General features: G+C 41.2%; 32 protein-coding genes. 28 read left to right on the top strand and 4 right to left on the bottom strand.

The features are described from left to right. Positions 1-29 precede the first annotated feature (29 nt). Positions 30-560, top strand: coding sequence for a hypothetical protein (locus tag PQG54_RS10050; RefSeq protein ID WP_271790444.1), 531 nt, complete (start codon positions 30-32; stop codon positions 558-560). A gap of 66 nt (positions 561-626) precedes the next feature. Here PQG54_RS10050 and PQG54_RS10045 read toward each other — a convergent pair whose 3' ends face one another. Then, entirely contained in the window at positions 627-800 is a 174-nt protein-coding gene (locus PQG54_RS10045) for a hypothetical protein (RefSeq protein ID WP_271790445.1), read from the bottom strand. 433 nt (positions 801-1,233) lie between these two features. Between PQG54_RS10045 and PQG54_RS10040 the strand changes: the two genes are divergently transcribed. After that, positions 1,234-1,794 (top strand): hypothetical protein, encoded by a 561-nt coding sequence (locus tag PQG54_RS10040; protein ID WP_271790446.1) that lies wholly within the window; start codon positions 1,234-1,236, stop codon positions 1,792-1,794. Beyond that, a complete protein-coding gene (locus PQG54_RS10035) occupies positions 1,718-3,691 on the top strand; it encodes a phage terminase large subunit family protein (protein ID WP_271790447.1) in 1,974 nt (657 codons plus the stop codon). Before PQG54_RS10040 ends, PQG54_RS10035 begins: the two co-directional genes overlap by 77 nt. A 5-nt stretch (positions 3,692-3,696) precedes the next feature. Here PQG54_RS10035 and PQG54_RS10030 read toward each other — a convergent pair whose 3' ends face one another. After that, complete coding sequence (locus tag PQG54_RS10030; RefSeq protein WP_271807722.1) at positions 3,697-4,134, bottom strand: hypothetical protein; 438 nt, start codon at positions 4,132-4,134, stop codon at positions 3,697-3,699. A gap of 45 nt (positions 4,135-4,179) precedes the next feature. Here PQG54_RS10030 and PQG54_RS10025 point away from each other — a divergent pair, with 45 nt between their 5' ends. The 18 genes from PQG54_RS10025 (at position 4,180) to PQG54_RS09940 (ending at position 18,906) form a co-directional block, all read left to right on the top strand. Next, positions 4,180-4,854 carry a hypothetical protein gene (locus PQG54_RS10025; RefSeq protein WP_271790448.1) on the top strand — a complete coding sequence of 225 codons (675 nt, stop codon included), beginning with the start codon at positions 4,180-4,182 and terminating at the stop codon, positions 4,852-4,854. 4 nt (positions 4,855-4,858) lie between these two features. Continuing rightward, positions 4,859-5,119 (top strand): gpW family head-tail joining protein, encoded by a 261-nt coding sequence (gene gpW, locus PQG54_RS10020; protein WP_271790449.1) that lies wholly within the window; start codon positions 4,859-4,861, stop codon positions 5,117-5,119. Further along, positions 5,116-6,792, top strand: coding sequence for a phage portal protein (locus PQG54_RS10015; RefSeq protein ID WP_271790450.1), 1,677 nt, complete (start codon positions 5,116-5,118; stop codon positions 6,790-6,792). The genes gpW and PQG54_RS10015 overlap by 4 nt, the downstream gene beginning before the upstream one ends. A 9-nt stretch (positions 6,793-6,801) precedes the next feature. Next, the gene (locus PQG54_RS10010) at positions 6,802-7,599 is read left to right on the top strand and encodes a S49 family peptidase (RefSeq protein ID WP_271790451.1); all 798 of its coding nucleotides are present in this window, start codon (positions 6,802-6,804) and stop codon (positions 7,597-7,599) included. A gap of 3 nt (positions 7,600-7,602) precedes the next feature. Beyond that, complete coding sequence (locus PQG54_RS10005) at positions 7,603-8,241, top strand: hypothetical protein (protein WP_271790452.1); 639 nt, start codon at positions 7,603-7,605, stop codon at positions 8,239-8,241. Beyond that, complete coding sequence (locus PQG54_RS10000; RefSeq protein ID WP_271790453.1) at positions 8,241-8,654, top strand: head decoration protein; 414 nt, start codon at positions 8,241-8,243, stop codon at positions 8,652-8,654. Before PQG54_RS10005 ends, PQG54_RS10000 begins: the two co-directional genes overlap by 1 nt. A 21-nt stretch (positions 8,655-8,675) precedes the next feature. Then, positions 8,676-9,749: a major capsid protein gene (locus tag PQG54_RS09995; RefSeq protein ID WP_271790454.1), complete on the top strand. Its 1,074-nt coding sequence runs from the start codon at positions 8,676-8,678 to the stop codon at positions 9,747-9,749. Then, on the top strand, positions 9,742-10,143 hold the full coding sequence (locus tag PQG54_RS09990) for a hypothetical protein (RefSeq protein WP_271790455.1): 402 nt from the start codon (positions 9,742-9,744) through the stop codon (positions 10,141-10,143). The genes PQG54_RS09995 and PQG54_RS09990 overlap by 8 nt, the downstream gene beginning before the upstream one ends. After that, positions 10,133-10,465, top strand: a complete 333-nt coding sequence (locus tag PQG54_RS09985; RefSeq protein ID WP_271790456.1) for a head-tail joining protein — start codon at positions 10,133-10,135, stop codon at positions 10,463-10,465. Before PQG54_RS09990 ends, PQG54_RS09985 begins: the two co-directional genes overlap by 11 nt. Further along, on the top strand, positions 10,466-10,951 hold the full coding sequence (locus tag PQG54_RS09980; protein WP_271790457.1) for a hypothetical protein: 486 nt from the start codon (positions 10,466-10,468) through the stop codon (positions 10,949-10,951). It begins immediately after the preceding gene. 27 nt (positions 10,952-10,978) lie between these two features. Then, on the top strand, positions 10,979-11,182 hold the full coding sequence (locus tag PQG54_RS09975) for a DUF2635 domain-containing protein (protein WP_271790458.1): 204 nt from the start codon (positions 10,979-10,981) through the stop codon (positions 11,180-11,182). Beyond that, the gene (locus PQG54_RS09970) at positions 11,175-12,653 is read left to right on the top strand and encodes a phage tail sheath subtilisin-like domain-containing protein (RefSeq protein WP_271790459.1); all 1,479 of its coding nucleotides are present in this window, start codon (positions 11,175-11,177) and stop codon (positions 12,651-12,653) included. The genes PQG54_RS09975 and PQG54_RS09970 overlap by 8 nt, the downstream gene beginning before the upstream one ends. Positions 12,654-12,659: 6 nt before the next feature. After that, positions 12,660-13,031, top strand: a complete 372-nt coding sequence (locus PQG54_RS09965) for a phage tail tube protein (RefSeq protein WP_271790460.1) — start codon at positions 12,660-12,662, stop codon at positions 13,029-13,031. Then, positions 13,031-13,618, top strand: coding sequence for a phage tail assembly protein (locus PQG54_RS09960; RefSeq protein WP_271790461.1), 588 nt, complete (start codon positions 13,031-13,033; stop codon positions 13,616-13,618). Before PQG54_RS09965 ends, PQG54_RS09960 begins: the two co-directional genes overlap by 1 nt. A 239-nt stretch (positions 13,619-13,857) precedes the next feature. After that, positions 13,858-16,527, top strand: a complete 2,670-nt coding sequence (locus PQG54_RS09955; RefSeq protein WP_271790462.1) for a transglycosylase SLT domain-containing protein — start codon at positions 13,858-13,860, stop codon at positions 16,525-16,527. Beyond that, positions 16,527-17,204 (top strand): DNA circularization N-terminal domain-containing protein, encoded by a 678-nt coding sequence (locus PQG54_RS09950; protein ID WP_271790463.1) that lies wholly within the window; start codon positions 16,527-16,529, stop codon positions 17,202-17,204. Before PQG54_RS09955 ends, PQG54_RS09950 begins: the two co-directional genes overlap by 1 nt. Further along, positions 17,204-17,767 (top strand): hypothetical protein, encoded by a 564-nt coding sequence (locus PQG54_RS09945; RefSeq protein ID WP_271790464.1) that lies wholly within the window; start codon positions 17,204-17,206, stop codon positions 17,765-17,767. The genes PQG54_RS09950 and PQG54_RS09945 overlap by 1 nt, the downstream gene beginning before the upstream one ends. After that, positions 17,764-18,906, top strand: coding sequence for a phage baseplate assembly protein (locus tag PQG54_RS09940; RefSeq protein WP_271790465.1), 1,143 nt, complete (start codon positions 17,764-17,766; stop codon positions 18,904-18,906). Before PQG54_RS09945 ends, PQG54_RS09940 begins: the two co-directional genes overlap by 4 nt. Here PQG54_RS09940 and PQG54_RS09935 read toward each other — a convergent pair whose 3' ends face one another. Then, positions 18,907-19,215: a hypothetical protein gene (locus tag PQG54_RS09935; protein ID WP_271790466.1), complete on the bottom strand. Its 309-nt coding sequence runs from the start codon at positions 19,213-19,215 to the stop codon at positions 18,907-18,909. A 108-nt stretch (positions 19,216-19,323) separates the two neighbouring features. Further along, positions 19,324-19,587 carry a hypothetical protein gene (locus tag PQG54_RS09930; RefSeq protein ID WP_271790467.1) on the bottom strand — a complete coding sequence of 88 codons (264 nt, stop codon included), beginning with the start codon at positions 19,585-19,587 and terminating at the stop codon, positions 19,324-19,326. A 143-nt stretch (positions 19,588-19,730) separates the two neighbouring features. Here PQG54_RS09930 and PQG54_RS09925 point away from each other — a divergent pair, with 143 nt between their 5' ends. From PQG54_RS09925 to PQG54_RS09895, 7 genes are read left to right on the top strand one after another with little or no spacing between them, the layout of a single operon-like run. Beyond that, on the top strand, positions 19,731-20,270 hold the full coding sequence (locus PQG54_RS09925) for a phage baseplate assembly protein V (protein WP_271790468.1): 540 nt from the start codon (positions 19,731-19,733) through the stop codon (positions 20,268-20,270). Continuing rightward, positions 20,267-20,749, top strand: coding sequence for a phage GP46 family protein (locus tag PQG54_RS09920; RefSeq protein WP_271790469.1), 483 nt, complete (start codon positions 20,267-20,269; stop codon positions 20,747-20,749). The genes PQG54_RS09925 and PQG54_RS09920 overlap by 4 nt, the downstream gene beginning before the upstream one ends. Next, positions 20,749-21,858: a baseplate J/gp47 family protein gene (locus PQG54_RS09915; RefSeq protein WP_271790470.1), complete on the top strand. Its 1,110-nt coding sequence runs from the start codon at positions 20,749-20,751 to the stop codon at positions 21,856-21,858. Before PQG54_RS09920 ends, PQG54_RS09915 begins: the two co-directional genes overlap by 1 nt. Further along, positions 21,855-22,400, top strand: coding sequence for a putative phage tail protein (locus PQG54_RS09910; protein ID WP_271790471.1), 546 nt, complete (start codon positions 21,855-21,857; stop codon positions 22,398-22,400). Before PQG54_RS09915 ends, PQG54_RS09910 begins: the two co-directional genes overlap by 4 nt. A 13-nt stretch (positions 22,401-22,413) precedes the next feature. Further along, positions 22,414-23,751, top strand: coding sequence for a hypothetical protein (locus tag PQG54_RS09905; RefSeq protein WP_271790472.1), 1,338 nt, complete (start codon positions 22,414-22,416; stop codon positions 23,749-23,751). Positions 23,752-23,763: 12 nt separating this feature from the next. Then, positions 23,764-24,222: a hypothetical protein gene (locus PQG54_RS09900; protein WP_271790473.1), complete on the top strand. Its 459-nt coding sequence runs from the start codon at positions 23,764-23,766 to the stop codon at positions 24,220-24,222. 4 nt (positions 24,223-24,226) lie between these two features. Beyond that, positions 24,227-24,646 carry a hypothetical protein gene (locus PQG54_RS09895; RefSeq protein WP_271790474.1) on the top strand — a complete coding sequence of 140 codons (420 nt, stop codon included), beginning with the start codon at positions 24,227-24,229 and terminating at the stop codon, positions 24,644-24,646. Positions 24,647-24,787 lie beyond the last annotated feature (141 nt).

The raw sequence follows: 24,787 nt of genomic DNA, 5'->3' as shown, positions 1-24,787 counted from the left end.
ATCATCCTTACGCATAGAAAGAATATAAAATGGCAAATAGACGGAATAAGAAAGTAAGAAAAGTTGCGATAAGCAATCTTAAGAAAAACTCTATTTTAGATCAACAATATAGACGACATGAATTTGTGATAGAGAAAGGGGATGATCTTGATGATCCAAAGCAACAAATAACGCGTTTGCGCCGTAAATGCGTTTACGATGAAATGCTGGCTCGGGGCAGTATTAATCAAAACCAACGAGATGCCGCCGAACAGTATGCGATTATTTGTGAAAAGTCTTTTGGTAGTAGTGGGGATTTATATGCCAGAGCTAATTATTTGTTCAGCACGTCCAGTCGTAATAATTGGGAGCCTTCTACTACCCAATCTGATGCCTATGATAAGTTATTTAAAATATGGAAAGAGATGGGAAGATACCACCGTGATATTTTAAATATGATCGTGCTGGGAAATATGAGCACCAAGGAAATATCCCAAAAACTGCACCTGAACCTTCCCTATACAATGGGTCAGGTGCTGTCGACGTTTATTATACTTGAAGAAATAATAAAAGATTTATGAAGTAAGGGCTTGTACTTTTATTAAAACTGTATTAATATATAACAAAATGGGCGCTTTGTTTGGTTATCAGCCTTTGCCTGGTTTTTTACCAAGAAATGCACCAGCATGAAAACCATCTTTATTATTCCAGCTTATATAAGCACCAAAACCACCAGCAACATTTTGTATTTCAGCGGTGGTTAGTGTTCTCATTGTATTTGCATTTTGAGAGTTTTCTTTATTACTTACTGTATTATTCATAATAGATTCCTTTATATAATATTACAGGCTTAATTCACTATTTTAGATATCGATGTGATATCTTCTTATATTGTTACTACTAATTAAATATTGGTCAATCTATTTATTTCGATTATAAAATATATTAAGAGCTTATGTTATCCTAGTTTGGTTTCTTTGGGTCCTTCCTAGCGTCTTTTGCATCGCAGGTAATTCGCACCCCGTTTCGTGTCTAGCTAAAGGGTTTTTTAGGGGGTGCAGTTGCACCCAGTAAAATCGCTGTAGGCTTAGAGTTTCGTTGGTTAAACTGGGTGCAACCTGGGGTGCAGTTTATTTTTAATAAATTTTTTAAAAATCCGCAGAAAATAGCCATTTATATCATTTTAGAAGGTGCAACTAAACTGCACCCCGTTGCACTTGAAATTGATAGGGGGTGCAGTTAGGTTGTTGCAGTATGGCAGAAACGATAAGTCAAAGTGAGGCTGCACGTCGTGCTGGGGTTAGTCGCACAAACATTCAAAAGCAATTAAAAGTTGGACGGATACAATCTGCTGGGAAAAACAAAGTTGATCTCGCATCATTCAACACATGGCTGGCTAGTAAGCAAGACATTGATCAAAACACTGAGTTGTCACAAACAGGGATAATTCCATATGATCCATCTTTACCCGTTTTTAAAAACCTTCAAGATGCAGAGCTTTATAAAACCAGTTACGAAGCTCGTCTTAAACAATTAGACTATGATTTAAAGTCGGGTGCTGTGGTTAGGATTGAAGATGTGGTTGATGCCCTTTCTTCACAACTAAGTGCGATCAGAACACGTTTACTTGCAATCCCTGCAGAAATGGCACCTCAGATATTTAACTGTAAAACAGTCGCAGAAACCCAAGGTAAAATGCATCAATTGATGGTTAGAGCACTAGAAGAATTATCCGAGGATGAACGATGGATCCAACATTTACAAGAAAGGGAAAATAGCTTTTTGGAAAACACTTCTGAAAGCACAACAGCTTAACCTTTCCCCACCTCCTGTCTTGAGCCTCAGCCAATGGGCGGAGCAATATGCGTATTTATCCAAAGAAACTAGCGCACAAACAGGGCGGTTTGAAGCCTATGCCTATCAAGTTGGAATGATGAACGCCATTACGGATCCAACAGTGGAAAAAGTCTCCGTGATGAAGTCTGCACGTGTGGGCTATACAAAGATATTGGATCATATTGTTGGGTATTATTTACATCAAGACCCAAGTCCTATTTTAGTGGTGCAACCGCGCGTGGAAGATGCCGAGGATTATTCAAAATCTGAAATAGCTCCGATGTTACGCGATACTGCAGTATTGGCAGAGATTGCGCCTGATCCCAAAACAAGGTCAGGTGAAAATACATTGTTGAAAAAGACCATGAAGAATGGGGCTTCGATTGCGTTGGTTGGAGCGAACTCGCCAGGTGGGTTTCGAAGAATTACCGTTCGGATTGTGTTGTTTGACGAGGTTGATGGGTATCCTGTGGGTGGGGCTGGCTCAGAGGGCGATCAAATTGCCCTTGGCACCAAACGGTCTGAAACTTTTTGGAACCGCAAGATTGTGGCTGGGTCAACACCAACGATCAAAGGATTGTCACGGATTGAAAAACTCTATCAAGAAGGCGATCAACGCCGTTTTTATGTGCCTTGCCCCCATTGTGGAGAATTCCAAGTGCTTGAATGGGGTGGCACGGACGTAACCCACGGGATCAAGTGGGATAAGGACGAACAAGGTAATGCCTTACCCGAAACAGCCCATTATGTATGTCAACATAACGGGTGTGTCATAGAAGAAAAGGACAAACCAGAGTTAATTAAAGATGGTGAATGGCGTGCCGATGCTCTGTTTAAAGGGCATGCATCTTTTCATATTAACTCGCTTTATTCGTTGATGCCCAATGCCAGATGGTCGTTGTTGGTTGCAGAGTTTTTGCGCGTCAAATCTGATCCGATTGAATTACAAACCTTTATTAATACAACGCTTGGCGAGACCTTTGAAGATCGAGGTGAGGGTGCATTATCCGAACTGACCCTTGCCCGACGTGCCGAAGTTTGGGCGGGTGAAGTGCCTGATGGTGTGGTGTTATTAACCGCAGCAGGTGATACTCAAGATGATCGAGTAGAACTGGAAATTGTGGGTTGGGGGCGCAATGAAGAGCGATGGTCAATTGCGCATGTGGTGATTGATGGGGATCCAGATAGCCCAGCTTTGTGGCAAGAGGTGGATCATATTTTAAAACGCCAATGGTTCAAAGCCAATGGTCAAGCCTTTACGATTATGTCCGCTTGTATTGATTCAGGCGGACATCATACCCAACGGGTTTATGAGTTTTGTAAAGCACGCTTGGGGCGCAGGATTTGGGCAGTTAAAGGTGGTTCTGAACAGGGCGGACAACGTTCCCCAGTGTGGCCATCCAAACGTCCAACCCGTAAAACCAAAGGGTTCAGGCCGTACATCATCGGTGTGAATGCTGCCAAAGACATTATTCGCAGTAGACTAAAAATAGAACAGCCACCACCTGATACGGCTTGTCCAGGGTATATGCATTATCCTCAAGATCGGGATGTTAATTTCTTTGCTCAATTGGTTTCTGAACGGTCTATTCGAAAACGTATTGGCGGTAAAGATATGCGTGTCTGGGAACAAACTCCAGGTCGTGCAAACGAAGCATTGGATTTGGCGGTGTATTCTTACGCAGCCCTTTGTGGATTGATGCAACAAGGGGTCAAATTGAACGTTCTGGCCGACCGTATGGAACAAAATCAAGAGCCAATGAAAATGATCGAACAAGCGGTAGAGGTCTCAGGCTTACCCAAAGAACAACACGCCGAGCCAGAAAAGAAAGATCCAGTGAAGGCTAGGGCAGAGCTGGTGAAGGGGTTTTTGTAGGAAGATTAATGGGGTAGTAGTTTAGCTATATTGGTAAATAATAATATTAAGGTTATGTATATGTACACTATATACATTAATACGAATATACCGAGTAGTGTTAGAAATATACGGTACATTATTGTTTTTAAAAGTGTCGCTTGTCTTGTTTTTTCTAACATTTGTAGTGACAGTATTTTTATCTTTGATATCCATTTTTTGATAAGTTCAAAGGTTTTAGTAAAGTTTTCTGATTTAGTAAGAAACCAAGCAAATTTTAAGAAGTAAACCATGTAAGGGATAGGAAGTATAAACATTGCTATTAGTGCGAGAGTATCTAGTTTGTGCCATATTATATTTTTATCTGCTTCATGTATTCTTAATGCGCCATAATATAGCGCAGTTATTAATACCAAATAATTAATTTCCTGAAAAAATATTTTTCTAGCTTTTATTAAGTTCATAATAGAACCCTTTATTTTACTTGTTAAATTCGTTTCATTTATATCATGAAAACCACCATTCGTCTCGACACAAAACAAGCATCTATGGAACTGCAACGCATTGCGTCCAAAGATATTCCATATGCAGTAGCACTTGGGTTGAATGGGGTGGCGAAGGCTGCACGGGATCAGGTTAAGCAAGAGTTACCGAGTATCTTTCACAATACCAATGCCTTTACGCGCAATGCGGTTGCGTTTACGCCAGCGACAAAGAATTATCAAACTGCAACAATTTTTATCAAAGACCAACAAGCCAAATACTTACAATTTGAAGAATATGGTGGCACACGAACGCCCAGCGATAATATTACTAATCCCAGTGCCAAGGGCTTGGTGGTGGCTGCACCTAATGCCAAAAAGAATGCCTCTGGTGGGTTGCCAAAGGGATACGTTAAAAGCCTTGCTCAAAAAGCCCAACAAGATTTACAGCGTGCCAAAGCTGCTGGACGTAAAGGCAAAGCCCAATCGATCCTCAAAATAACAGGAAAGAACGGCAAACCTGGTGGGTTCTTCTTATATAACCGTCAACAACGCAGCCTGACCCGATTGGTCAGTTTTGTCAGCAAAGCCAGCTATAAACCTAAAATGGGTTTCCATCAAAAAGTTGAACAATTCATCAATAAGAACGCTAATCATTATTTAACTCAAGCCATAGATCGTATTTTAACCAAAGGAAAATAAGACCATGCTTTATCTAGCACCCAAAACCATGTGGTCTAATTTATCACGCGAAACATTACAAAGGTATCTCAGCCAAGCGCAACAGGCTTATAATGATTTAATGCTTGGAAATAAACCGATTTCAGTCTCTTACTCCCAAGAAACAGGGGCAAAATCAGTAACCTATACCCAAGCCAATATGCAATTATTACAAGGCTATATTTTGGATTTACAACGAACATTAGGGATTAACCGCAGATATGCCATTGGGGTCAGGTTCAGATGAGCAAAGTTTCATCAATCGTGGATCAATATGGACAACCAATGGTTAAATCCCCACCTAATAAACCAATGGCATTGAATGGTGGGTGGGGTCGGGTTCCGTATGATGCAGCAGATAATACAGGCGCACATACAGGGAATTGGTTTCCATATTTAACGTCACCTGATGTTGAGCTGAACCCTTGGCGGGATTTGATCGTCAGTCGTGTTCGGGATTTGGTTCGTAATGATGGTTGGGCTGCAGGCATTATTACTCGGATTTTGGATAATGCCATTGGCAGTGTGTTTCGACCCCTTACTAAACCAGATTATCGAACCTTGGCCGTGAAGACTGGATTTGCTTTTGATGCTCAGTGGGCTTCGGAATGGAGCAGCATTGTCGATAGTCATTGGCGATCTTGGGCAAATGATGATGGACGCTATTGTGATACAGGGCGCAGGCTGACATTTACCCAAATGATGTATGCAGGCATGTGCCATTCTCTGATCGATGGGGATGCGATTGCAATGGTGAATTATATTCCTGAACGCTTGAACCAGCAGGCTTTATACGCCACTTCGGTGCAATTGATTGATCCTGATCGTTTGTCCAATCCCAATCAAGGGATTGATGAGATGTATTGTCGAGGTGGTGTGAAAATTGATCGATATGGTGCGCCAGTTGGGTATTATTTCAGAGAGGCACATATCTCGGATTATTTTGCTTTGGGTAAGACTGCCCAATGGGAATATGTAGATAAAGAAACAGAGTGGGGCAGACCCAATATTGTGCATTATTTTGAATCGGATCGTGCCTCTGAACATCGAGGCGGTGCGGGGATTTTAACCCCAATCGTTCAGCGATTAAAAATGATTACCAAATATGATCAAACGGAGTTAGATGCTGCAATTATGAGTTCGATATTTGGTTTATCTTTAGAAAGCCCTCATGACCATGCTGCTGCAGTCGATGCTATGGATGACATGGAGGTTAATAAGGAATTAATGGCATATCAAACTAATAGATCGGAGTATCATAGAGGAAAAAATCTATCTATTGGTAATGTCAGAATTTCTACATTCTACCCAGGAGAAGAGTTAAAAACAATTGCCTCTCCTCATCCTCATAATCAATATGCACCTTTTTTAGGAGCTGCTTTACGTCATATTGCTGCAGGCACAGGGGTGACTGCTCAACAAGTCAGCAATGATTGGTCGGATGTGAATTATTCTTCCGCCAGAGCTGCAGCATTAGAAGGATGGAAAACATTAACGCGCAGGCGCGACAGCTTTGCAAGAGGCTTTGCATCTCCCGTTCGTTCTGCATGGTTAGAAGAGTGCTGTATGGTTAATGATCTTCCTTGGCCAAAAGGGGTGAATGATGAGTGGTTGATGAACAATATTGCTGTGTTGAAAACGCCTATTTCAAATTGTCAGTGGCTTGGGCCAGGGCGTGGTTGGATTGATCCTGTTGCTGAAAAACAGGGTTCTGTCTTAGGTATGGAAGCAGGATTATCGACATTACAAAGTGAAACTGCCGAAAATGCTGGTGGTGATTGGGAAGAAATGTTGGATCAACGTGCCATTGAAATCAAACGTTGCAAAGAATTAGGTATCCCATTGCCCGCATGGACAGGACCACAACAAGATGGTCAAACTACTTCAGCAGCCCAACCTCCACAAAAACCAACTCCATAAAGATAAATCATGAATATTACAGAATTTTTGAACCGACCTTTGGCGTTGGAATGCGGACGTGCGTCCTTATTAGCCGAAGAAATAAGAGCGGGTAATCGACGCATGTTGTCTGATATGGGGGCGCGTGCTTCCCCTGACGGTGAAATCTATGACGACATAGCGGTCATTCCAATCAAAGGCATCCTAGTTCCTGGTAACTTTTGTTATGAGGGGTTTGCTTGTGGATATGATTATATTCGTCAGGAATTAGCCAAAGCGGTCAATGATTCAGAAATCACCAAGATTGTGTTGTTGATCGACAGCCCAGGTGGGGTTGCATCAGGTTGTTTTGATCTTTCTGATGTGATTTACAAAATCCGTAAAGTTAAACCCGTTATTGCCATTTGTGATGACAGTGCCTATTCGGCAGCATATGCGATTGCCAGTGCTGCAAATATAGTTATCGTCCCAAGATATGGGGGTGTTGGCAGTATTGGCGTAATCACAATGCACACTGATATGACCAAGGCCCTAGATCAAGCAGGAATTAAAATTACAACGATTACCTTTGGTGCTTTTAAGGGAGAAACCGCGCCCACGACCACATTAACCGAAGGTGCATTGGGTCGTATTCAAGCTGAGGTCGATTATTTGGGTGAACTATTCGTCGAGCAAGTTGCCCGTAATCGTGATCTACCCGCCCAAAAAATACGCGATATGGAGGCAGGAACATTCCTTGGCCCTTATGGTGTTCAGGCAGGATTGGCTGATTTTGTCATGTCAGCTGATGAAGCAATTTTATACATACAACAATATAAAGGAAAGTAGAGAATGAGTAAGACTATGAGTCGTTTTGCGCATTTGATGGGTTTACGAGCAAGAGCCGAGGAACCCGATCAGGATCCAGATAATCAGACAACAGATCAAAATGATCCAGATAATAATGCTGGAGATAGTGATCCAGACCCTGAAGATCCCAAAGATCAAAATGGCAGAGCCAAAGGAAAAAGAGCTAAGAAAGCAGAAGATGATCCCAATGATCCAGATGCACAGGGTGATGATCCTAGTAATAATGCAGAAGATGAAGGCGACGATGAAACCGATGCCGAGGATGAAAAGTATGATACCACAGCCCAAGCAAGGGCAAGGGAACGTGGACGATGTGCAGCTATTTTCGGGTGTAAAGCTGCTGCAAATAACCTAGCCTTGGCAGCAGAATTGGCTTTTGGGACAAATATCTCACGCAGTCAGGCAATACGGTTATTAAAGGCAGGAGGTATTGCGAAACCATCTTCATCCAACAAACCTTCACGCACCGCTCTTTACGACCGACAAATGGCTCTTAACCGACAATCAGTCAGCGTAGGTGCGCCACAACGAAATCAAAATCTTAGCCAATCAGCGATGCTTTCGAATAAAATATTACAATCAGCCCAAGGAACAGGCGTGGTGAAGAAGGAACCTCAATAATGAGTACAGTCATTATGGGTGGAACAGCCCAAATTGTTGGAAATATTGATGTCAGTTATCGTCAGGACAACTTAATTGCTGGGGATATGCAGCTTGTAACACAATCAATTATTCTTAAAGGTAATCAAGGTGTTTTACAGCGGGGCACTATCCTTGGAAAAGATGCAACAGGGTTGTATGTGATTGCCAAAGCTACAGCAAAAGATAGTTCCCCAACATCTTTGGTTGTATTAGCAGACACACATGATACCAGCTTAGGTGATGTTTCTGGCGCAGGTGCATATTTCACAGGCGAATTCAATGCCAGTCGGATCATCATGGATGAATCATGGACATTAGATCAATTAAGAGACGCTGCACGTCCTTTAACGATCTTTTTCAAAGATGTTGTTAATGCTGATAATCCAACTTAATTTAAACAGAGTATAATAAGAATGTCGAATACACAAACTGGAATGACACTATATGATACGGCTACATTGATTGGTGTTGTTGAAAATTTAAAGACTGCGAGTACGTTTTTCTTGGATAGTTTTTTTTCACAAGAAGTCGTTTCAAATGATGGAAATGTTGCCATTGATATTGATGTCGGAAAACGCCGTATGTCACCTTTTGTTTCCCCTTTAGTTGAAGGGAAATTGGTTGAAAGTCGTCGTATTCAAACCAAACTATTTAAACCTCCTTATGTTAAAGATAAACGTGCACCAGACTTGCTGCGTGCGGTGCGTCGTATGATTGGTGAACGTATTGGTGGCAACCAACTGACAGCTCAACAACGTATGGATGCTAATCTTGCGATGGAGCTTGCTGATCAGCAAGATATGTTAAAGCGTCGTATGGAATGGATGGCAACGCAAAGTTTGACCAATGGAAGTCTGGTTATTCAAGGGGATGGCTATGAAACTGCGATCATTGATTTTGGTCGTGATCCCAATTTAAATATTGTTCTTTCTGGAACAGATATGTGGGATGCAGAAAACAGCACTGCAAATCCAACTGATGATGTAAATAAATGGATGTCTTTGGTGATGAAATCATCTGGAGCACAACTTACAGATTTGATTTTTACGAATTCTGCTTATTATGCGTTAGTCAAGAATAAAGAAATTCAACAAAATATGTTGAATTCAGCTATCAGAGCAAATGATGATGTGAAGATGACCCTTGGACCAACAATGAATGCTGGAGCAAGACTGCAAGGATATTGGGGAAGTTTTCGTGTTTGGTTGTATAATGAGTGGTACGTAGATGCCGATAATATAGAACGCCCGATGATTCCTGATGGAATTATTTTGGGTGTTTCAGATCAATTGCAAGGAACGCGTGCTTATGGAGCAATTATGGATCCACAATTAGGATATATTCCTACACCATTTGCACCAAAAATGTGGTTTCAGGAGGATCCTGCACAATTAGTGTTGATGATGCAATCCTCACCTTTAACTATTCCCACCCGAATTAATGCAAGTTTTGTTGCCCACGTAGCAAAAGGATATGACAATGGCTAAAGATATGAAAGACTCTAAAGATCTTGAAAAAGAACAAGATCCGTCTGGTGAAGATAATAAATCAGAATCAGATAAAACGCTTTCCAACCCACCACCAGAAAACGGCAAACCGCCATCAGATAAAGCATCACAAGACGATGTAAAAGAGCAGAACGGTAATCCACCTTCTGCTTTTTTTGTATCCACAGGAACCACAACAGTGACGTTGATGAGCAATCGGACGTTGATTCATAATGGGATCGAATATCCTGGTGGCACCACGCTTGACTTGCCGATCAAAGATGCAGAGTTTTTAATTAAACATCATTATGCTGTGGCGGGAAGCCTTTTGCCAAAAGGGGGGATTATTGTTCCAAAAACACATACCCCCAAGGCAGGCAGTGATGTCGATTGATTTTGATGATCTTGTGTTAAAACCCTGCATTGATGCGCTTGGCAGAAATATTTTATATCACAATAAAAATGGTCAATCTGTCCATTTGAATGCTGTATTTGATGATGTGACTCGTTTTCATGATCCAATATTAGGAATGGATGCGGGAAATAGTGGAATTGTTGGGTCTCGTGTGGTGATCGGTATTCGTCTTAATGATTTGCCGTTTGAACCCGATACGGGCGATCGTGTTACGATAAATGATTTGGACTATTATGTGCAAGAAGTTCAAAAAGATGGGCAAGGTGGGGCGCATTTAATTCTCAATGATGCAGAGGTTTAAATGCAGCAAAGTACCAAATTATACAGATCAATATTACGAGATAAGCTGGTTGAGTTGCTTCAAAAAACCGAGTTGGTGGAGGAAGAAAAGGTTTGTCCTAATTTCCCCATTCGTGTTCCCGAAAATCGATTGCCGTGTATTTATGTTTCAGCACCAGCCGATCGCGCAGAGGCAATTACCCATGGCACACCCGTTTTTATGCGTACAGCCACATTGGTGGTGCAATATTTTTGCAGTTTTGTGAACGTTGAAGATGCAGCGCAACAACTTGACGATGTTTGCTATCAACTTGAAGACGCTATTATGTGCGATTATGAGTTTCAGGCAATGATTGAACTGATCCCTTCATTTGATACAGATGTCGTTTTTAATGCGGATACAGGAAAACAAATTGCTGAGATTCGTTTTGTAATGCTTTGTAAATACCGCGAAGAATTTAATCCAACAGGTTCTGAACTGACTCAAATTTCAGGTCAGATTATTTAATTTAAAATCTAAGAAAGAAACTTAATCATGTTTGTAAAACCAGCACTTGGACGAAAAGTGCGCTGGCCAGTCACCATGCGTGCTTTGTCCGATCAGGGCGAGGACGTGCCTGATAATTTCTATTGGCAACAGGCGATCCAAACAGGCGATGTCATTTTGATGGCACAAGACATTGTTGAGGGCAAAAAACCATCAACAGCAGTGGTAAAAAAGGGGGATCAAGATGGCTGATACAATTTCAGTGCCTGGATATTCCAGTGATAATCTGGTGCCAGGCTTTTATTTTGCGCTCGATGCGTCAAAAGCCAATACCGCGACAGTCAGGCGCAGAGTATTAGTGATTGGCCAGATGCTTGATACAGCTTTGGGCAAGCCAGATATAGCCGTTGAATGTGCGGGAGTAACGTCTGCTCAAGGCATTTACGGCATGGGATCCCAAATTGCAATTATGGTTGAGGCTTATCGTAAAATTGACCCTAATGGTGAACTTTGGATTTTACCGTTATCTGATCCGAAAACCAGTAAGGCCACAGGCTCATTACAACTTGGTGGAACGGCAACGCAATCAGGTAAGATTTCCTTTTATATTGGGGATCAGTTAATTGAGCAATTTGTTAGTTCTGGGGATAGTGCAGCGATTATTGCCAAAGCAATTTCAGACCGTATCAATGCGGTTGCAACCGTTCCTGTGCAGGCTTCTGTCAAAGATAGCCTTGTGAATATCACAGCAAAAAATGCGGGACAATGTGGCAATGATATTGCGTTGAAATTGAATCTTTTGGGTGATATTGCTGGACAAATTTTGCCCACAGGAATAACGGCTACAATTAATCCGATGCAAAATGGGGTTGGCGTTCCACCCACGTTATCCTCTAGCTTGGCAGGGTTGGGACAACGTCAATTTGATTTATTTATTCATCCTTATGCGGATCTACAATCATTATCTATTTTTTCCGATTTATTGAATGACCAATCAGGGCGTTGGCAGACAATGGACATGCTGTATGGTCATTCGATTACGGCTATGGCAGGAACCTATGGTCAAGTCACGGCACTTGCGGATCGGTTAAACGATCAACACATGACTTTGATGGCAAGCTCTGACAGTCCAACCCACCCGATGATTTGGGCGGCTCAAGTTGGTGCGCATGTTGCGGTCAGTATGAGAAATAACCCAGCTGTGCCGATTACGGGACTGATTCTGAATGTGATGCCACCATCGGATTTGGGGTGCTTTACTTTAGTGCAACGTAATTCTTTGCTTTATGATGGTGTTTCAACCTTTATTGTCAACGATAATAATGATGTAGCGATTGAACGGTTGGTGACAACATATAAACGCAATGCTTATGGGAACGATGATAATAGCTATCGTAATATTGAAACGGTTTTAACGGCTGCGTTGTCTATCCAAGATATGAAACAATATTTAGCCTCGCAATTCCCACGCTGTGTATTGTTAAGGGATGGCTCGAAAATATCAGCAGGTCAGCAAGCGACTACGGCAGAACTGATTGGGAAAACTTGTATTGCTCGGTACCGAACCCAAGCAGGTTGGCTATGGGTGCAAGATACAGACGGATTTTCCAAAGAACTCAAGGCTGAATATGCAGGGAATGGCACGGTTAAATTGCTAATGCCTTATCGTTTCTCTGATCAGCTTTTTATTATTGCTGGCAACTGCCAATTTATAAAAGGATGATAACAAATGGCTTCAACACAAGGTTTAATTGGTGGTGCTGGAACATTGACCATTGATGGGGAGGTTTGGAATGCCGACGATATTGAACCGTTCCCAGGTGGTGTGAAACGTGAAACTGTTATAGCACAAACAGGAGTTGTTGGTTTTACGGAAATGCCTCTTCAAGCATCTTTTACAGCAAAAGTTATGAATCGTACTGATAAACGATTGGAGGAATTGATGGATAAAAGGAGTGCTACTATTATTTTGCGTTTGAATACTGGAGAAGTCTATACAGCAAGTGAAATGTGGCTAACTGAATTATCTGCATTAAAGACTAAAGAAGGGAATTTTGATGTTAAATTCGAAGGTGTTTCAATTGTAAAGGATATCGCATAATGGAACCCACAAAAATAATTACTTTAAAACAACCCGTTACAGTGGGCAGCGCAACTTATTCTGAAATCCATCTTCGTGAGCCGATTGTGAATGAAGTGATTACCTCATTTAAAGATATGAATGGATCGATTGCTTCTTCTTATGATGCACAAATTAAGTTGGTATCTATTGCTTGTGAAATACCCATAGATGTTTTAGAGGAGATGCCGACCCGCATTTTAGATGAGGCTATTGAATATGTTTCTGCTTTTCAAAATGTTGATGATGGCGTAAAAACAGATCAATGGGATATGGAACTTGATTCACCTTTACAACTATCGGGTGCTGATGGGGATGTTATTACGACATTGTCTTTAAAAGAACCGACAGTTAAACAACGAAAACAAGCCATGAAAGCGTTCGACCAATATGGGCAAGGCATCGTCGGTGGTCTTGAATTTCAAGTCTCTTTATTAACTCAGGTCACGGGTGAAAAACTACCAACGATTTTAAAATTACCAATCAGCCAGTTTACAAAAGCGACTGTTTATTTAATGCGTTTTTTTCCCGAGATCAACAAAACTGGGAACGGCTTATTCACCAACTAGAATATCTTGCACAACGGTTTTTTAAAGAGTATCGCTTAAATTCTTCGTTTGATTATCATGTTGAAGACTGGCCAAAATGGCTAAAACTATTCCGACAACTTATTTATTTATATAAATGGTCACCTCAAGTGATTGATGAAATGACATGGTCACAATTGCTAGAAGCTCAAATAGCAACCATTGAGGGGATAGAGGCTGAGCAAAAAGCACAGAGATAAAATAAAGCACAGAGATAAAATATGGTAACCCCTATTTCAGTATCGATTACTGCCGTTGATAGTGCGACGAAAATTTTTCAACGCATGAATGCCAATATAGAACGCATGCAAGCCCCCGTTAAAAACTTGCAACGTTCATTTGATCGTTTTTCCCAGCTTTCAGGCATGACCCGATTGAACGAGGGGTTTTCTCGAGTGCGGGGATCAGCAACCTCTGCGTTTCATGTTATGGGGCAAATTGCGCCTGTATTGGGAACCATTACCAGTGCAGTAACAATTGCGGGCATGACGCGCCTTGCGACCTCTTGGGCTAATTTTGGCAGTAATTTGCAGACGACCTCGCAACGATTAGGTATGTCGGTTTCTGGGTTGCATAGTTGGCAAAATGGCGCACGTCTGGCGGGTGTTTCTGCAGAAAGCATGACTGCTGCCATGGGTAATTTGCAAGAGAATATTTGGAATGCCAGGGGTGGGCGTAACCCACAGTTTATTGCAACTTTGAATGCAATGCATGTGGCAATGAATAATGTTGACGGATCTGCACGTTCTACCGAAGCGATTATGAATGATGTTTCCAATGTCATTGCAAAAGTCAAAGATCCAGCAGCTCAAGCAGCTCTTGCAACGGCATCTTTTGGATCTGCAGGGAATGAAATGTTGCCTTTCTTGCGAGAGGGTTCGGCTGGAATGGCACGCTATCGTCAAGAAGCTCTTAAATATGGAGTAATGAACGAGGCGGGGGCAAAGGCTGCCAATCAATTAAGGTTGGCACAAGCCCGCATGACTTTATCTGTCGAAGGATTTGGTTATTCATTGGCGCAGTCTGTCGAGCCTGTATTAACACCAATTATCGAACAGACAGCCAATTGGATAGCCGTTAATCGGGGTTGGATCACGCAAAATATTGCGGGCTATGTGCAACAATTTTCCAATTATCTAAAGTCGATTAATTGGCAGCAAGTCTCAACAGGGGCGCAACAAGTATGGAATTCTATTAAACAATTTACCCAGACCATCCAAGAAAACATCGATAAAATTGGTGGGTTTAAAACGGTCATGGAAGTTGTGGCTGGGGTATTGGCGGTTAAAGTGGTTGGCGGTGTGATGTCAACGATTGCACCTTTTGCCTCGCTTGGGATGACAGTTGGCAGAATGGTCGTGCCAATATTGGGATCGTTATTAGCAGTCATGACCCCTGTTGGCTTGGGGATTGCTGCTGCTGGTGTGGTGATCGGTGGGGCTGCTGCGTATATTTATAAACATTGGGATAGTTTCAAACCATATTGGGATAAATTATGGACAGGGGTCAAAAGCGTATTTGATATATATGTAAAGGGTATTCAAACCATATTAACGCCTTTTACGGGATTAGTTGGCGTTATTCAGAAGGATTGGGAACCGTTGACAAATTTCTTTGGGGGAATGTTGGACGGGATTCAAAAGGCTTTTTATAGTGCTTTTCATTATATCGGGGGTATTATCAATAAGATCACGTCTGCGATTGATAAAGTTGGAAATGCTTTAGGGCTGACAAAGCAGCAAGCTGAAGAAGTATCGAATACTATGAAGATACAACCGCCATCTGCGGCGTTATACACGCAAAATATTGCCAATGACAATAACCCATCTAGCCAAAGAACGTCTTGGGGCATTAATGGTTGGTTTTCTGGGGATGATACAGGGAAGTCAAAGTCAAAATCTGATACTGAAAAGAAAATTGATCGAATGACGGGACAATTTGGTGTTTGGATGTCGTCATGGACGAATAAGGTTGCACCAGAAGCCCAAGTTGCGCCTGCGGCTCCGGCGTCTACTCAGAAAGCAATCAATCACGGGCAAGTGGCTTCAAATGTTATTCAAATGCCAGTTGTTCAACAGGCTCAATCTGTATCAAACAAAGTCGCAGCAAATCCTGCTTTTAATAATACTCTGAACGGTTATATTCAACAAGCAACACAGGGCAGTTCTGTATCTGAAGCTCAAATGAAGGCTTTGATTATGACGGAAAGTAGTGGGCGCATGGTTGGGAATAAAACGACTTCGGCTTATGGATATACTCAATTAACCAATGCTGCTGCAAAAGATATGGGCGTTAATAAATTTGATCCTTACCAAAATGTATTGGGTGGGCGTAAATATTACGAACAAATGCTGAAAAAGGTTCAAGGAAACTCTGTTGCTGCCTATGGTGCCTATCATGATGGTGGTAATAGTAAAGGGGTTAAGCAATTTTTAGCTTCTGGTGGGCAGGACTTATCAGGCTTTTCTGCAGAAGGAAGAAAAGCCATGATGAATTTCCAAAAGCATCTTGGTCAAGCACAAGGCGGACAGCTTCAATTACCAAATTCGGTCATTCCACAAGGAATTGCTGCTAATAGTAATACTGTTCAAGCAACTATGCCGAGGGTTCCGAATATGTCTAATGTTGCATCTGTAGCACCTATTACGGCGAATTCTGGTCTAGGTCAAATGGATGGTGGGAATGGGGTCAGTATTCCTTCTGCGCCAATTACGTTGCCTCAGGCTGCAAATGATGGTTCAACGCCCCAAAAACTCTTGTTGGAAATTGACATCAAAGGAAAACCAGCAGGTATGGATATTAAAGCTAAAAGTCGTAGTCCTAGTTTAACAGTGGAATCATTGAACTATGAACGGGCAATGGATCCAATAGCATCAGCGAGTGGGTTTTAATGCGTAAAGCATCATTTAGAGGTGTTTCTTTTTGGGTCAATAGTAATAGCGGGGAAAATGGTCGAAAAACTGCTATTCATGAATATCCTAATAAAGATCAAGTGTGGATAGAAGATTTGGGGCGTGCTCAAAGACGCTATCATATTCGTGGATTTGTTTTGGGCAGTGACGTGGTTACACAGCGACAATTAATGCTGAATGCCGTTGAACAAGAAGGTCCAGGTAATTTAATTCATCCGACTTTGGGAATGTTAAAGGTTTCTGTTACTGGTAATCTTACATGGAACGAGCCTGATAATATTCAAAATAAAGTCGAATTTAATTTTGACTGCGTTGAATATAGCAACCCTGTGGCTGGTTTTATTACGGAATTAACAGGGTCAGTGATTGGTGAGCTTTCTGATACATTGTCAGACACAGCCATTGGGGATTTTTTAAAAGATACAGCACAGCCTTTGAAGCTTGGCATGATGGATAAAGCTGTTTCTATTGCTAGTGATTGGGGTGCACAGGCTCTTTTACAAGGGACAGGAGCCATTCCGATTGCAGCTTTAGGGAATGTTTTGACCACTCAAATGGGGGATGCGCTTCTTAATCTGGCAACAAACAGAGAAAATCTTTCCAAAGCTATTCAAGTGATTGATCCAAATTTTGAGACAAGTAAGGTTTATCAATAATGGCAACAGCTGCAGAATTAGCCAACGCAATTACGGATCTTCCCGAAATATTACTGCAATTTTCAAATGATCCTAAAACACAAATGGCGTTGTTATTCCCTTTATGTGAATATCAAGTCAAGGTAGTTGAGACAATAGCTCCTTTGGGACAAGCGGAAAATAGGTTGATTAAAGCAACGGCAGCATTATGTCGCCGGGCAGCTATGAAATCTTTGTGTAAAGCAATTTCAAACTGGCAAGCAGATAGTTGGGATGAAGTGGTTGAGGTAAGGCGCAAAGTGTCTAATTTGTTAAATAATGAGATTTTGCTCGCAACAGAAGATAAAAATATGTCAACGGTCAATGCGTTGCGTGCTTTGCGTGTCAAAGTATTAGAAGGTCTGCTGGATGCTGCAGGCGATCTTCCTCACTTAAGAACCATTACACGTAATAATTCATTGCCCGCTTTACAATTATCACAGCAACTTTATGCAGACGGGAATAGAGCTACAGAGCTTATCAAACGTGCAAACCCCATTCATCCAGCCTTTATGCCTACGACCTTAGAAGTATTAAGTTCATGAATATTGGAACAACATTATCCAATGTGCTTGGTGCCAGCAATGCCAACATAAACAACGTAACGATTGATGTGAATGGTAAGCGTTTGTCAGGCTGGACGAGGGTATCTATTCGAAGAGGAATAGAGATCATGCCTTCAACCTTTGAATTGGAATGCACTGAATCAATAGACCAAGCAAGTGCGTTACCCGAAGGAGCATCCTGTATTATTCGTATTGGCTTGGAACCTGTGATTACAGGATATATTTTAACCGTAACACGCAGGTTGACTGCAAATGAGCATATTTTATCTGTGCAGGGAACGTCTAAAACCACGGATTTATGCGAATGTTCGGCAAAGTTCTCGACCTATCAGTTTAATAATGTGCCTGTGATTGATTTGATTACACAGATATGTAAGCCTTATGGTATTGGGGTTAAAACGGTTGGGAATGTTGAAAATATTGTTATTCCACAATTTGCAGTCATTTTAACAGAGACAGGGTATGAAATTATTGAACGTATGACCCGTACTGCAGCATTATTATTTTACGACGATACTGATGGGAATATTATTGTTAGCAAAGTTGGGTCAACGATGGCTGCCTCTGGTTTTGTTGAAGGAAAAAATGTTGAAGAAGTTTCAGTAAGGCGGTCGATGGCGGGGCGCTTTAGCTCGGTTGATATGATTTTACAAACAATGGCACCGTTGCAAGTTTTTCCCAGTGAAGATCATAATTTAGCACAGCAAATGAAAAATTTAAGTGTGGCTCCTCCAGCAGTGGATCCAATGGTTAAGCGATATCGTCCCTTGTTGATCTCTGCGGAGATGGGGGATGCGGGCTATCAAGTTGCTCAACAACGCGCACAATGGGAGGTCAATCGGCGTTTTGGGCGTTCACAGACGGTGCAAGTCGTTACTGATAGTTGGCGAGATCAAAGCAGAAAACTATGGACACCAAATACTTTAGCGCCAGTTTCTTTTCCAACATTGAAAGTCAATACTAATAACAAGCTGCTGATTTGCGAAACGGTATTTAGGTTGGGTAATGATGGAACACACGCTGAAATCACCCTGATGCCCGCCGAGGCCTTTATGCCACAACCAATCGTCCTTAACGCAGCCAATAGCGGTGTTGTGCAAGCGATGGCGGGGGAATAGTTATTGTTTTTTCGATGATTTTGAACATTTTTTCCATAGACTGTCTGCCATAGATTGATTTTCATCTCCATAGCAATAACCGAGCTTAGTCAATTGTGCACTGGCTGCATCAGCATATTGGCACATGATGCTTGTTTCAGGTGTTTCTTTGATGGAACGGCATCCTTCACGTGCAGCATATTGGTTTTTAATCAGCTGTTGCACATTTTCGTAATCCACAGTCATCGTTGTATTTGATTGCTGCGGTGCAGCCAAAGCAACACTTGGCAACGCCAAAGCTAGAACACTAGCGAGTAATAATTTCTTCATAATAACACTCCTTTTTCGTAACGATAGGAGAGTTGCGAGGTGTTGACAAGGGGTTATTTGTTGTGGTGTCGTGCGGGCAGTGGCGGGAGATGATTAATTAATTGCTATTTATTTTTTTGCGTTTACATCTTTAAACCATTGTTCTTGTTTTTTTTGTGTTTCATAATCCTGCCTCATAACATCTGATAAGTGGGGATCTGGATATTCACCTGTTCCCAGTTTATATTGTCGTTCTGGAGGAGTGCTACTGTACCATTTTTGCTCATCAGATAGTCTTTCTAGTGATGTTTTGCCTACACTAGCCCAATCTATATCGGTACAGCTTGTTAAGCCTAAAGATAATAAGATTGATAAGAAACAAATTAATTTCATGTTTTAACCAGTCTATTTGTATTTTTTATTGAAATTATTTAGTAAATAAATTACGGCAACTTTAAATCAAAATTACAGCAATATAATGATATTATAACACACACAAGTCACCCACTGCGGTGGCTTTTTTATTGGGAAAAATTATGGCAGATAATGCACGTAAAACATCTACACGTATTCATATGTCGATGGGAATATGTCGTGTGACAAATGGTATGACACAAGACAAAAACACACCGACTATTCAGGCTGTTTTCGCGGGGGATGAGGCTCGGGATAATCTTACTTTGATGCAACATTACGGTTTTGCCAGTTCTCCGCTGCCTGGAGCGGATGGGATTGCGATTTTTCAGTCAGGAGATCGCAATAAAGGGGTTGTGATTGCGACTAACGATCAACGATATCGCATTAAGTCTCTCAATTCAGGCGAAGTGGCAATTTATGATAAATCAGGTTCATTTATCACTTTAAAACAAGACGGATCTATAGAGATTAGTCCTAAAAACAAAAAGATGACTATCAATAGTGATATTCAAGTGAATGGCAATATTAAGGTTACAGAGGATATTGATGTTCAGAATATCAAGGCATCTGGCGATGTTAAGGCAGGGTCAATCAGCCTGAAAACGCATCAACATCCTAATGGGAATAACGGCAGTCCAACAGGTGCACCAACCTCATGACAGAAATCAAAGATATTGGCATCGTTTGGTATAATGAAACTGGCAAAGGCGAGTGGCATGTTGAAAACGGAGATATTGCCACAGATTATGCGATCTACAGTGCAGTGATGGTGTCTCTTTTTTCTGATCGTGTTGCCCCATTGGAACCTTCACAACATGAAAAAAACGCAGCAATTGGCAAAGTTGATGGGGATCGACGGGGCTGGTGGGGTGATATGTTGCGTGATGAACCGATTGGCTCGCGCCTTTGGCAATTAAAACGTGCGATAAAAGCTGATCGAAGTTCAGTTCCAGCCTCTGCACAAGATATGATCTACGAGGCACTGTCGTGGATGGTCGAAAGTGGCTTAGTGGATAGTATGAGTGCAGATGTGAATTGGGTAAGTCCTGGTTTATTACAATTTTCCATTCAACTTAAAGAACCAAAACAATATAGCCCAAAAAATTTTCTATTTTCTTGGGCATGGGAAGGCATATAATGGTTTTTACAACACCAACTTTAAGAGAACTGAACGAACAAACGCAACAAGATATTATTAATGCGGGCATTCCTGGAATTGACACGGCATTACAAAATTCTGTTATTGGCACCATTGGAACCGTGCAAGCTGGCTTGGGATGGCAGCATTTTGCTTATTTGGATTATATTGCACGCCAAGCAGTACCTTGGACAGCGACTGAAGAATATTTAGCGGGTTGGGGGGTGTTAAAAAATGTCTATCAAAAAGCCCCAACCAAAGCCACAGCAACGGTTCAATTCACTACTATTGATCAAAAAGTGATTGTGCCTAAAGGATCCATTATCAAGCGTCCCGATGGATGGAGCTATGTCACCCTTGCCGACAGTATCGATAATAAAGCACAAATTGAATCTGTGGATGTGGGTTTAAATGGAAATGCCAGTCAAGGGATCAGTTTATCGTTGGGCAATCCCTTGGCTGGGGTAAATACCAAAGTGACTGCGTTAACCCCAATTACAGGAGGATCTGATTTAGAAGACGAAGAAGCTTATCGCACACGCGTGATCGAGGCATATCGTATTTCTGGATCGGTGGGTAGGGAACAAGAATATATTTTATGGGCTAAATCCGTTCCTCAAGTATCGCGTGCATGGGTGGGACGCAATGGATTTGGGATTGGCACAGTCGTCGTTTGGATTATGTGTGATGAAGCCAATCTTGCAACACATGGGTTTCCTGTGGGTGATGATGGTTCTGCAACCCCAGAATATCGTTATAATCCTGCTACTGGGGATCAATTAGAAGTTGCGAATTATATATGGCAAAAAGAGCCTGTGACAGCATTAGTTATTATTTGTTCGCCGATTGCAATGCCTATTGATTTCGTCATTTCTGACTTAGGAATTAATAATACACTTGCTAATCAAGAAACCATCATAGCAGCTTTAAAAGATATGTTTCAAAGAGAGGCTGCACCTGGCGTATCCTTGCATTCAAGTGCTTGGGAGCGCGCTGTTGGTTCGATTACAGCCATTAATCAGTATAATATTGTCAGTCCAACGGAAACAATCATTCCATCCAGTCCAGGGCATTTGCCTATTTTAGGAACGGTGATTTTCCAATCATGATCCCTCATTATACCAGTCAAGATTTTCGCAATGCTTTGCTTAATTTATTGCCTATGGGACCTATATGGTCAAGAGAAAAAGGGGGGATGATTTGGATCTGGGCAGGGATTATTGGTGAAAGCTATGCCAGAAATAGTGAACGTGCCATCGAACTTTTGAAAGTTGCTTTTCCTGCGACCGCAACCGAGCTTATTACAGAATGGGAAAATACGGTTGGTCTTCCTGATCCATGTGTTGGGCCAGTTGAAGACATTGCTATTCGACAATTATTGGTTGTGGATCGGTTGGTTTCTTCTATCGAAAGTTCGACGGAGTTTTATATTGAATACGCCAAAAAGTATTTCAACATTGATGTCGTCATTGACCAATATGCGCCCTTTCGATTTGGCACGAGGTTTGGCAGACCTTTTGGATATGAAGAATGGTCACACACATGGCGTATTCGATCGAATCAAGATTTGGGGTTTTTACATTGTATTTTTAGCCGTATTGCCCCCGCACATACATGGATATTATTTGGCCCATTCGCGGACGAAGTATAATTGAAAGAAAAAAATGGATTTAATTATTTCAGATCATTCAGTGCCTTTGGAGAAAGCTGATAGAGCCCCAAAGAAAGTCATTGATCCCACCCCACAATATGCAACCGATGGCGATCCTGCCCAAGGGATTCCAGCAACAATTTTAACGGCAGCCCATTATAATTCATTAATGGATGAAATCGTGAATGCGATTAAAGCAGGAGGATTAAAACCCGATAAAGATAATTGGGCGCAATTGGCATCAATTATCACTGAGTTCATTCTTCAAATTGACGGACTTAATGGACGTTTTGGAAATATTAAAGAAGTTGGTATGGACGAAAAAGGGGTCTATGTCATTGTTTCTGAAAATGGAACAGATCAAAAAACCTATATTTTAAGCCCAAGTGATCTTGATGATATCAACAAGCGCCTTAGCGCTGCTGAAGGCACGATTATTAACCATACAAGCCGTCTAGATAATTATGGCGATGCAATAAATCGTGTTTTTAATAAAGAATTACCTGCAAAAGCGGATTTAAACGGGAATAGTAGTCAAGATTTCAAAGTTAAAGAACTCAATGCTGGAAGTGTTTTAACAGGTAGTTTGAGGTTGGGCGGGACGAATGGTGTTGGTACTGACAAATCTTTATGGAGTTTTTCCCCGCAGTTACTTAATGATGAGGCGGGCAATTTTTCTCGTATAGCCTTATTTAATCTAATATATGCGGGAGCTGATGGTGCTGTTGAGCAGAATAGTGGTGCTAGAAATTTAATACAAATAAGGGCGCATCGATCCAAATATATTACAACAGATCCTAATCTTTCCGAAAATGATGCTACAATTCATACACGGGCTATCTCTTTATATATGGATGGTTATATTTATGGAGATGTATCTTTATCAAGGAATTTGTTTGTTGCTAGAGCTTCAACCTTTACAGGAAAAGCTATTTTTAGAAATGGAACAGAAGGGACGAGTAAGGATTTAGCTGAAAATTATAAAGCAGATCGTGTGGATTATAGTCCAGGTCAAGTCATGATGTATTCTGTACGGGGTGATAGTGAAGTTGAATTATGCAGTAATCCAAAACAAGTTTTTGGAGTGATTTCAACAAAGCCTGCATATTTAATGAATGGTAAAGAAAATTCGGACAAACATTCTCAATGGTATGTCCCAATTGTAATGGTTGGACGGGTTCCTGTTTTAGTAGAAGGCCCAATTATGCGTAAAGATAAACTTACCCCAACCCATCGAGGAACAGCAATCGTTTCAAAAGAAGATACAGATATAATCATTGGAAGACCTCTTTATGACGATTTAAATGAGGAAACTCGATTGGTTGAATGCTTTGTTAAAGTTGTTTTATAAAAGGGCAGAACCATGTGGAGCATATCAAAAAAACGATGTATTCAACTACAAAGTAAAGGGAGTTATTATAATAACAACTCTAAATTTACACATAATCTGACTTTGCCAACACGTTATGATATGGAATATCTGGATTACAGTTTAGACATATCGAGTTTTTTACAAGATAGTTCGGATCGGGTTCAATCCATTTCCGCAGTGGCAAAAAATATGGAACTTCTTTGGATCAGTTATGCCCGTGAATGTATATTATTCAAATTACATGGTGGCAGTTCTGAACAAGCTGGAAATCTCTATTGTTACGTTCAAACAGTTGGTAGACGTTCATTTCAAGTTAATCTGAATCAATCTATACAAGCAGGGCAATTCCAACGCACTGATGTTCCGCCAGATATTGTTCCTAATTTAGTGCAATTTCCTAATACCCAGCCTCTCAGTTCTTCTGATGAGGCTTTTTTTTTCTTTGGATAATAATATGAAAACGATCAAATCAATAAGTGATCCTGCATTAAGGGTCAAAAATGTTATGTGTGACGATTTACTTATTCTTATGCGTCCCAACAAAAATGAGCTTGGACAAGTTACATTTTATGAAAGTCGAACAATTCATGCAAAAGATTTTTGTATATCAATCATGGCACAAACCTTGCAAGCTTTGGGGCAGATATTGCCCAGAACCGATCCCGCAGACGGTCTAAGTTTATGGATAAAAGATGGATGTTTAACTTTTGCCTCTGGTGATCCGTCGTCTTTGGGTTCTTTATCGCCCACAGCGATGCAGAAATCATTGGCGGAGGCATTTAAGATATTACCGACGTCTGATCCTGGTGATGGCAGCCCTTGGTTAAATGGGGGTGTATTGATGCAAGGTTCTAATAACAATAGTTGTAATTAAGGAAAAATAATGACCTGTAATAGTGTAAATAAGATTGAAGGTGGTAAGATTATTATTTTACCGTCTGGTTGTTTAGGAACGACGGAGATTGATTTACAATGTAAATCGCCGACTGAGTCTGTATTTTATCAATTTTCGATG

The sequence above is a fragment of the Commensalibacter communis genome, from assembly GCF_947179015.1.
Taxonomy (GTDB): Bacteria; Pseudomonadota; Alphaproteobacteria; order Acetobacterales; family Acetobacteraceae; genus Commensalibacter; species Commensalibacter communis.
This window is presented reverse-complemented; position numbering and strand designations above follow the sequence as displayed.

What these genes read in the sequence shown, in the direction of transcription:
- PQG54_RS10050 (WP_271790444.1), top strand. Translation starts at nt 30, where the DNA reads ATGGCAAATAGACGGAATAAGAAAGTAAGAAAAGTTGCGATAAGCAAT.
- PQG54_RS10045 (WP_271790445.1), bottom strand. Translation starts at nt 800, where the DNA reads ATGAATAATACAGTAAGTAATAAAGAAAACTCTCAAAATGCAAATACA.
- PQG54_RS10040 (WP_271790446.1), top strand. Translation starts at nt 1,234, where the DNA reads ATGGCAGAAACGATAAGTCAAAGTGAGGCTGCACGTCGTGCTGGGGTT.
- PQG54_RS10035 (WP_271790447.1), top strand. Translation starts at nt 1,718, where the DNA reads ATGAACGATGGATCCAACATTTACAAGAAAGGGAAAATAGCTTTTTGG.
- PQG54_RS10030 (WP_271807722.1), bottom strand. Translation starts at nt 4,134, where the DNA reads ATGAACTTAATAAAAGCTAGAAAAATATTTTTTCAGGAAATTAATTAT.
- PQG54_RS10025 (WP_271790448.1), top strand. Translation starts at nt 4,180, where the DNA reads ATGAAAACCACCATTCGTCTCGACACAAAACAAGCATCTATGGAACTG.
- gpW (WP_271790449.1), top strand. Translation starts at nt 4,859, where the DNA reads ATGCTTTATCTAGCACCCAAAACCATGTGGTCTAATTTATCACGCGAA.
- PQG54_RS10015 (WP_271790450.1), top strand. Translation starts at nt 5,116, where the DNA reads ATGAGCAAAGTTTCATCAATCGTGGATCAATATGGACAACCAATGGTT.
- PQG54_RS10010 (WP_271790451.1), top strand. Translation starts at nt 6,802, where the DNA reads ATGAATATTACAGAATTTTTGAACCGACCTTTGGCGTTGGAATGCGGA.
- PQG54_RS10005 (WP_271790452.1), top strand. Translation starts at nt 7,603, where the DNA reads ATGAGTAAGACTATGAGTCGTTTTGCGCATTTGATGGGTTTACGAGCA.
- PQG54_RS10000 (WP_271790453.1), top strand. Translation starts at nt 8,241, where the DNA reads ATGAGTACAGTCATTATGGGTGGAACAGCCCAAATTGTTGGAAATATT.
- PQG54_RS09995 (WP_271790454.1), top strand. Translation starts at nt 8,676, where the DNA reads ATGTCGAATACACAAACTGGAATGACACTATATGATACGGCTACATTG.
- PQG54_RS09990 (WP_271790455.1), top strand. Translation starts at nt 9,742, where the DNA reads ATGGCTAAAGATATGAAAGACTCTAAAGATCTTGAAAAAGAACAAGAT.
- PQG54_RS09985 (WP_271790456.1), top strand. Translation starts at nt 10,133, where the DNA reads ATGTCGATTGATTTTGATGATCTTGTGTTAAAACCCTGCATTGATGCG.
- PQG54_RS09980 (WP_271790457.1), top strand. Translation starts at nt 10,466, where the DNA reads ATGCAGCAAAGTACCAAATTATACAGATCAATATTACGAGATAAGCTG.
- PQG54_RS09975 (WP_271790458.1), top strand. Translation starts at nt 10,979, where the DNA reads ATGTTTGTAAAACCAGCACTTGGACGAAAAGTGCGCTGGCCAGTCACC.
- PQG54_RS09970 (WP_271790459.1), top strand. Translation starts at nt 11,175, where the DNA reads ATGGCTGATACAATTTCAGTGCCTGGATATTCCAGTGATAATCTGGTG.
- PQG54_RS09965 (WP_271790460.1), top strand. Translation starts at nt 12,660, where the DNA reads ATGGCTTCAACACAAGGTTTAATTGGTGGTGCTGGAACATTGACCATT.
- PQG54_RS09960 (WP_271790461.1), top strand. Translation starts at nt 13,031, where the DNA reads ATGGAACCCACAAAAATAATTACTTTAAAACAACCCGTTACAGTGGGC.
- PQG54_RS09955 (WP_271790462.1), top strand. Translation starts at nt 13,858, where the DNA reads ATGGTAACCCCTATTTCAGTATCGATTACTGCCGTTGATAGTGCGACG.
- PQG54_RS09950 (WP_271790463.1), top strand. Translation starts at nt 16,527, where the DNA reads ATGCGTAAAGCATCATTTAGAGGTGTTTCTTTTTGGGTCAATAGTAAT.
- PQG54_RS09945 (WP_271790464.1), top strand. Translation starts at nt 17,204, where the DNA reads ATGGCAACAGCTGCAGAATTAGCCAACGCAATTACGGATCTTCCCGAA.
- PQG54_RS09940 (WP_271790465.1), top strand. Translation starts at nt 17,764, where the DNA reads ATGAATATTGGAACAACATTATCCAATGTGCTTGGTGCCAGCAATGCC.
- PQG54_RS09935 (WP_271790466.1), bottom strand. Translation starts at nt 19,215, where the DNA reads ATGAAGAAATTATTACTCGCTAGTGTTCTAGCTTTGGCGTTGCCAAGT.
- PQG54_RS09930 (WP_271790467.1), bottom strand. Translation starts at nt 19,587, where the DNA reads ATGAAATTAATTTGTTTCTTATCAATCTTATTATCTTTAGGCTTAACA.
- PQG54_RS09925 (WP_271790468.1), top strand. Translation starts at nt 19,731, where the DNA reads ATGGCAGATAATGCACGTAAAACATCTACACGTATTCATATGTCGATG.
- PQG54_RS09920 (WP_271790469.1), top strand. Translation starts at nt 20,267, where the DNA reads ATGACAGAAATCAAAGATATTGGCATCGTTTGGTATAATGAAACTGGC.
- PQG54_RS09915 (WP_271790470.1), top strand. Translation starts at nt 20,749, where the DNA reads ATGGTTTTTACAACACCAACTTTAAGAGAACTGAACGAACAAACGCAA.
- PQG54_RS09910 (WP_271790471.1), top strand. Translation starts at nt 21,855, where the DNA reads ATGATCCCTCATTATACCAGTCAAGATTTTCGCAATGCTTTGCTTAAT.
- PQG54_RS09905 (WP_271790472.1), top strand. Translation starts at nt 22,414, where the DNA reads ATGGATTTAATTATTTCAGATCATTCAGTGCCTTTGGAGAAAGCTGAT.
- PQG54_RS09900 (WP_271790473.1), top strand. Translation starts at nt 23,764, where the DNA reads ATGTGGAGCATATCAAAAAAACGATGTATTCAACTACAAAGTAAAGGG.
- PQG54_RS09895 (WP_271790474.1), top strand. Translation starts at nt 24,227, where the DNA reads ATGAAAACGATCAAATCAATAAGTGATCCTGCATTAAGGGTCAAAAAT.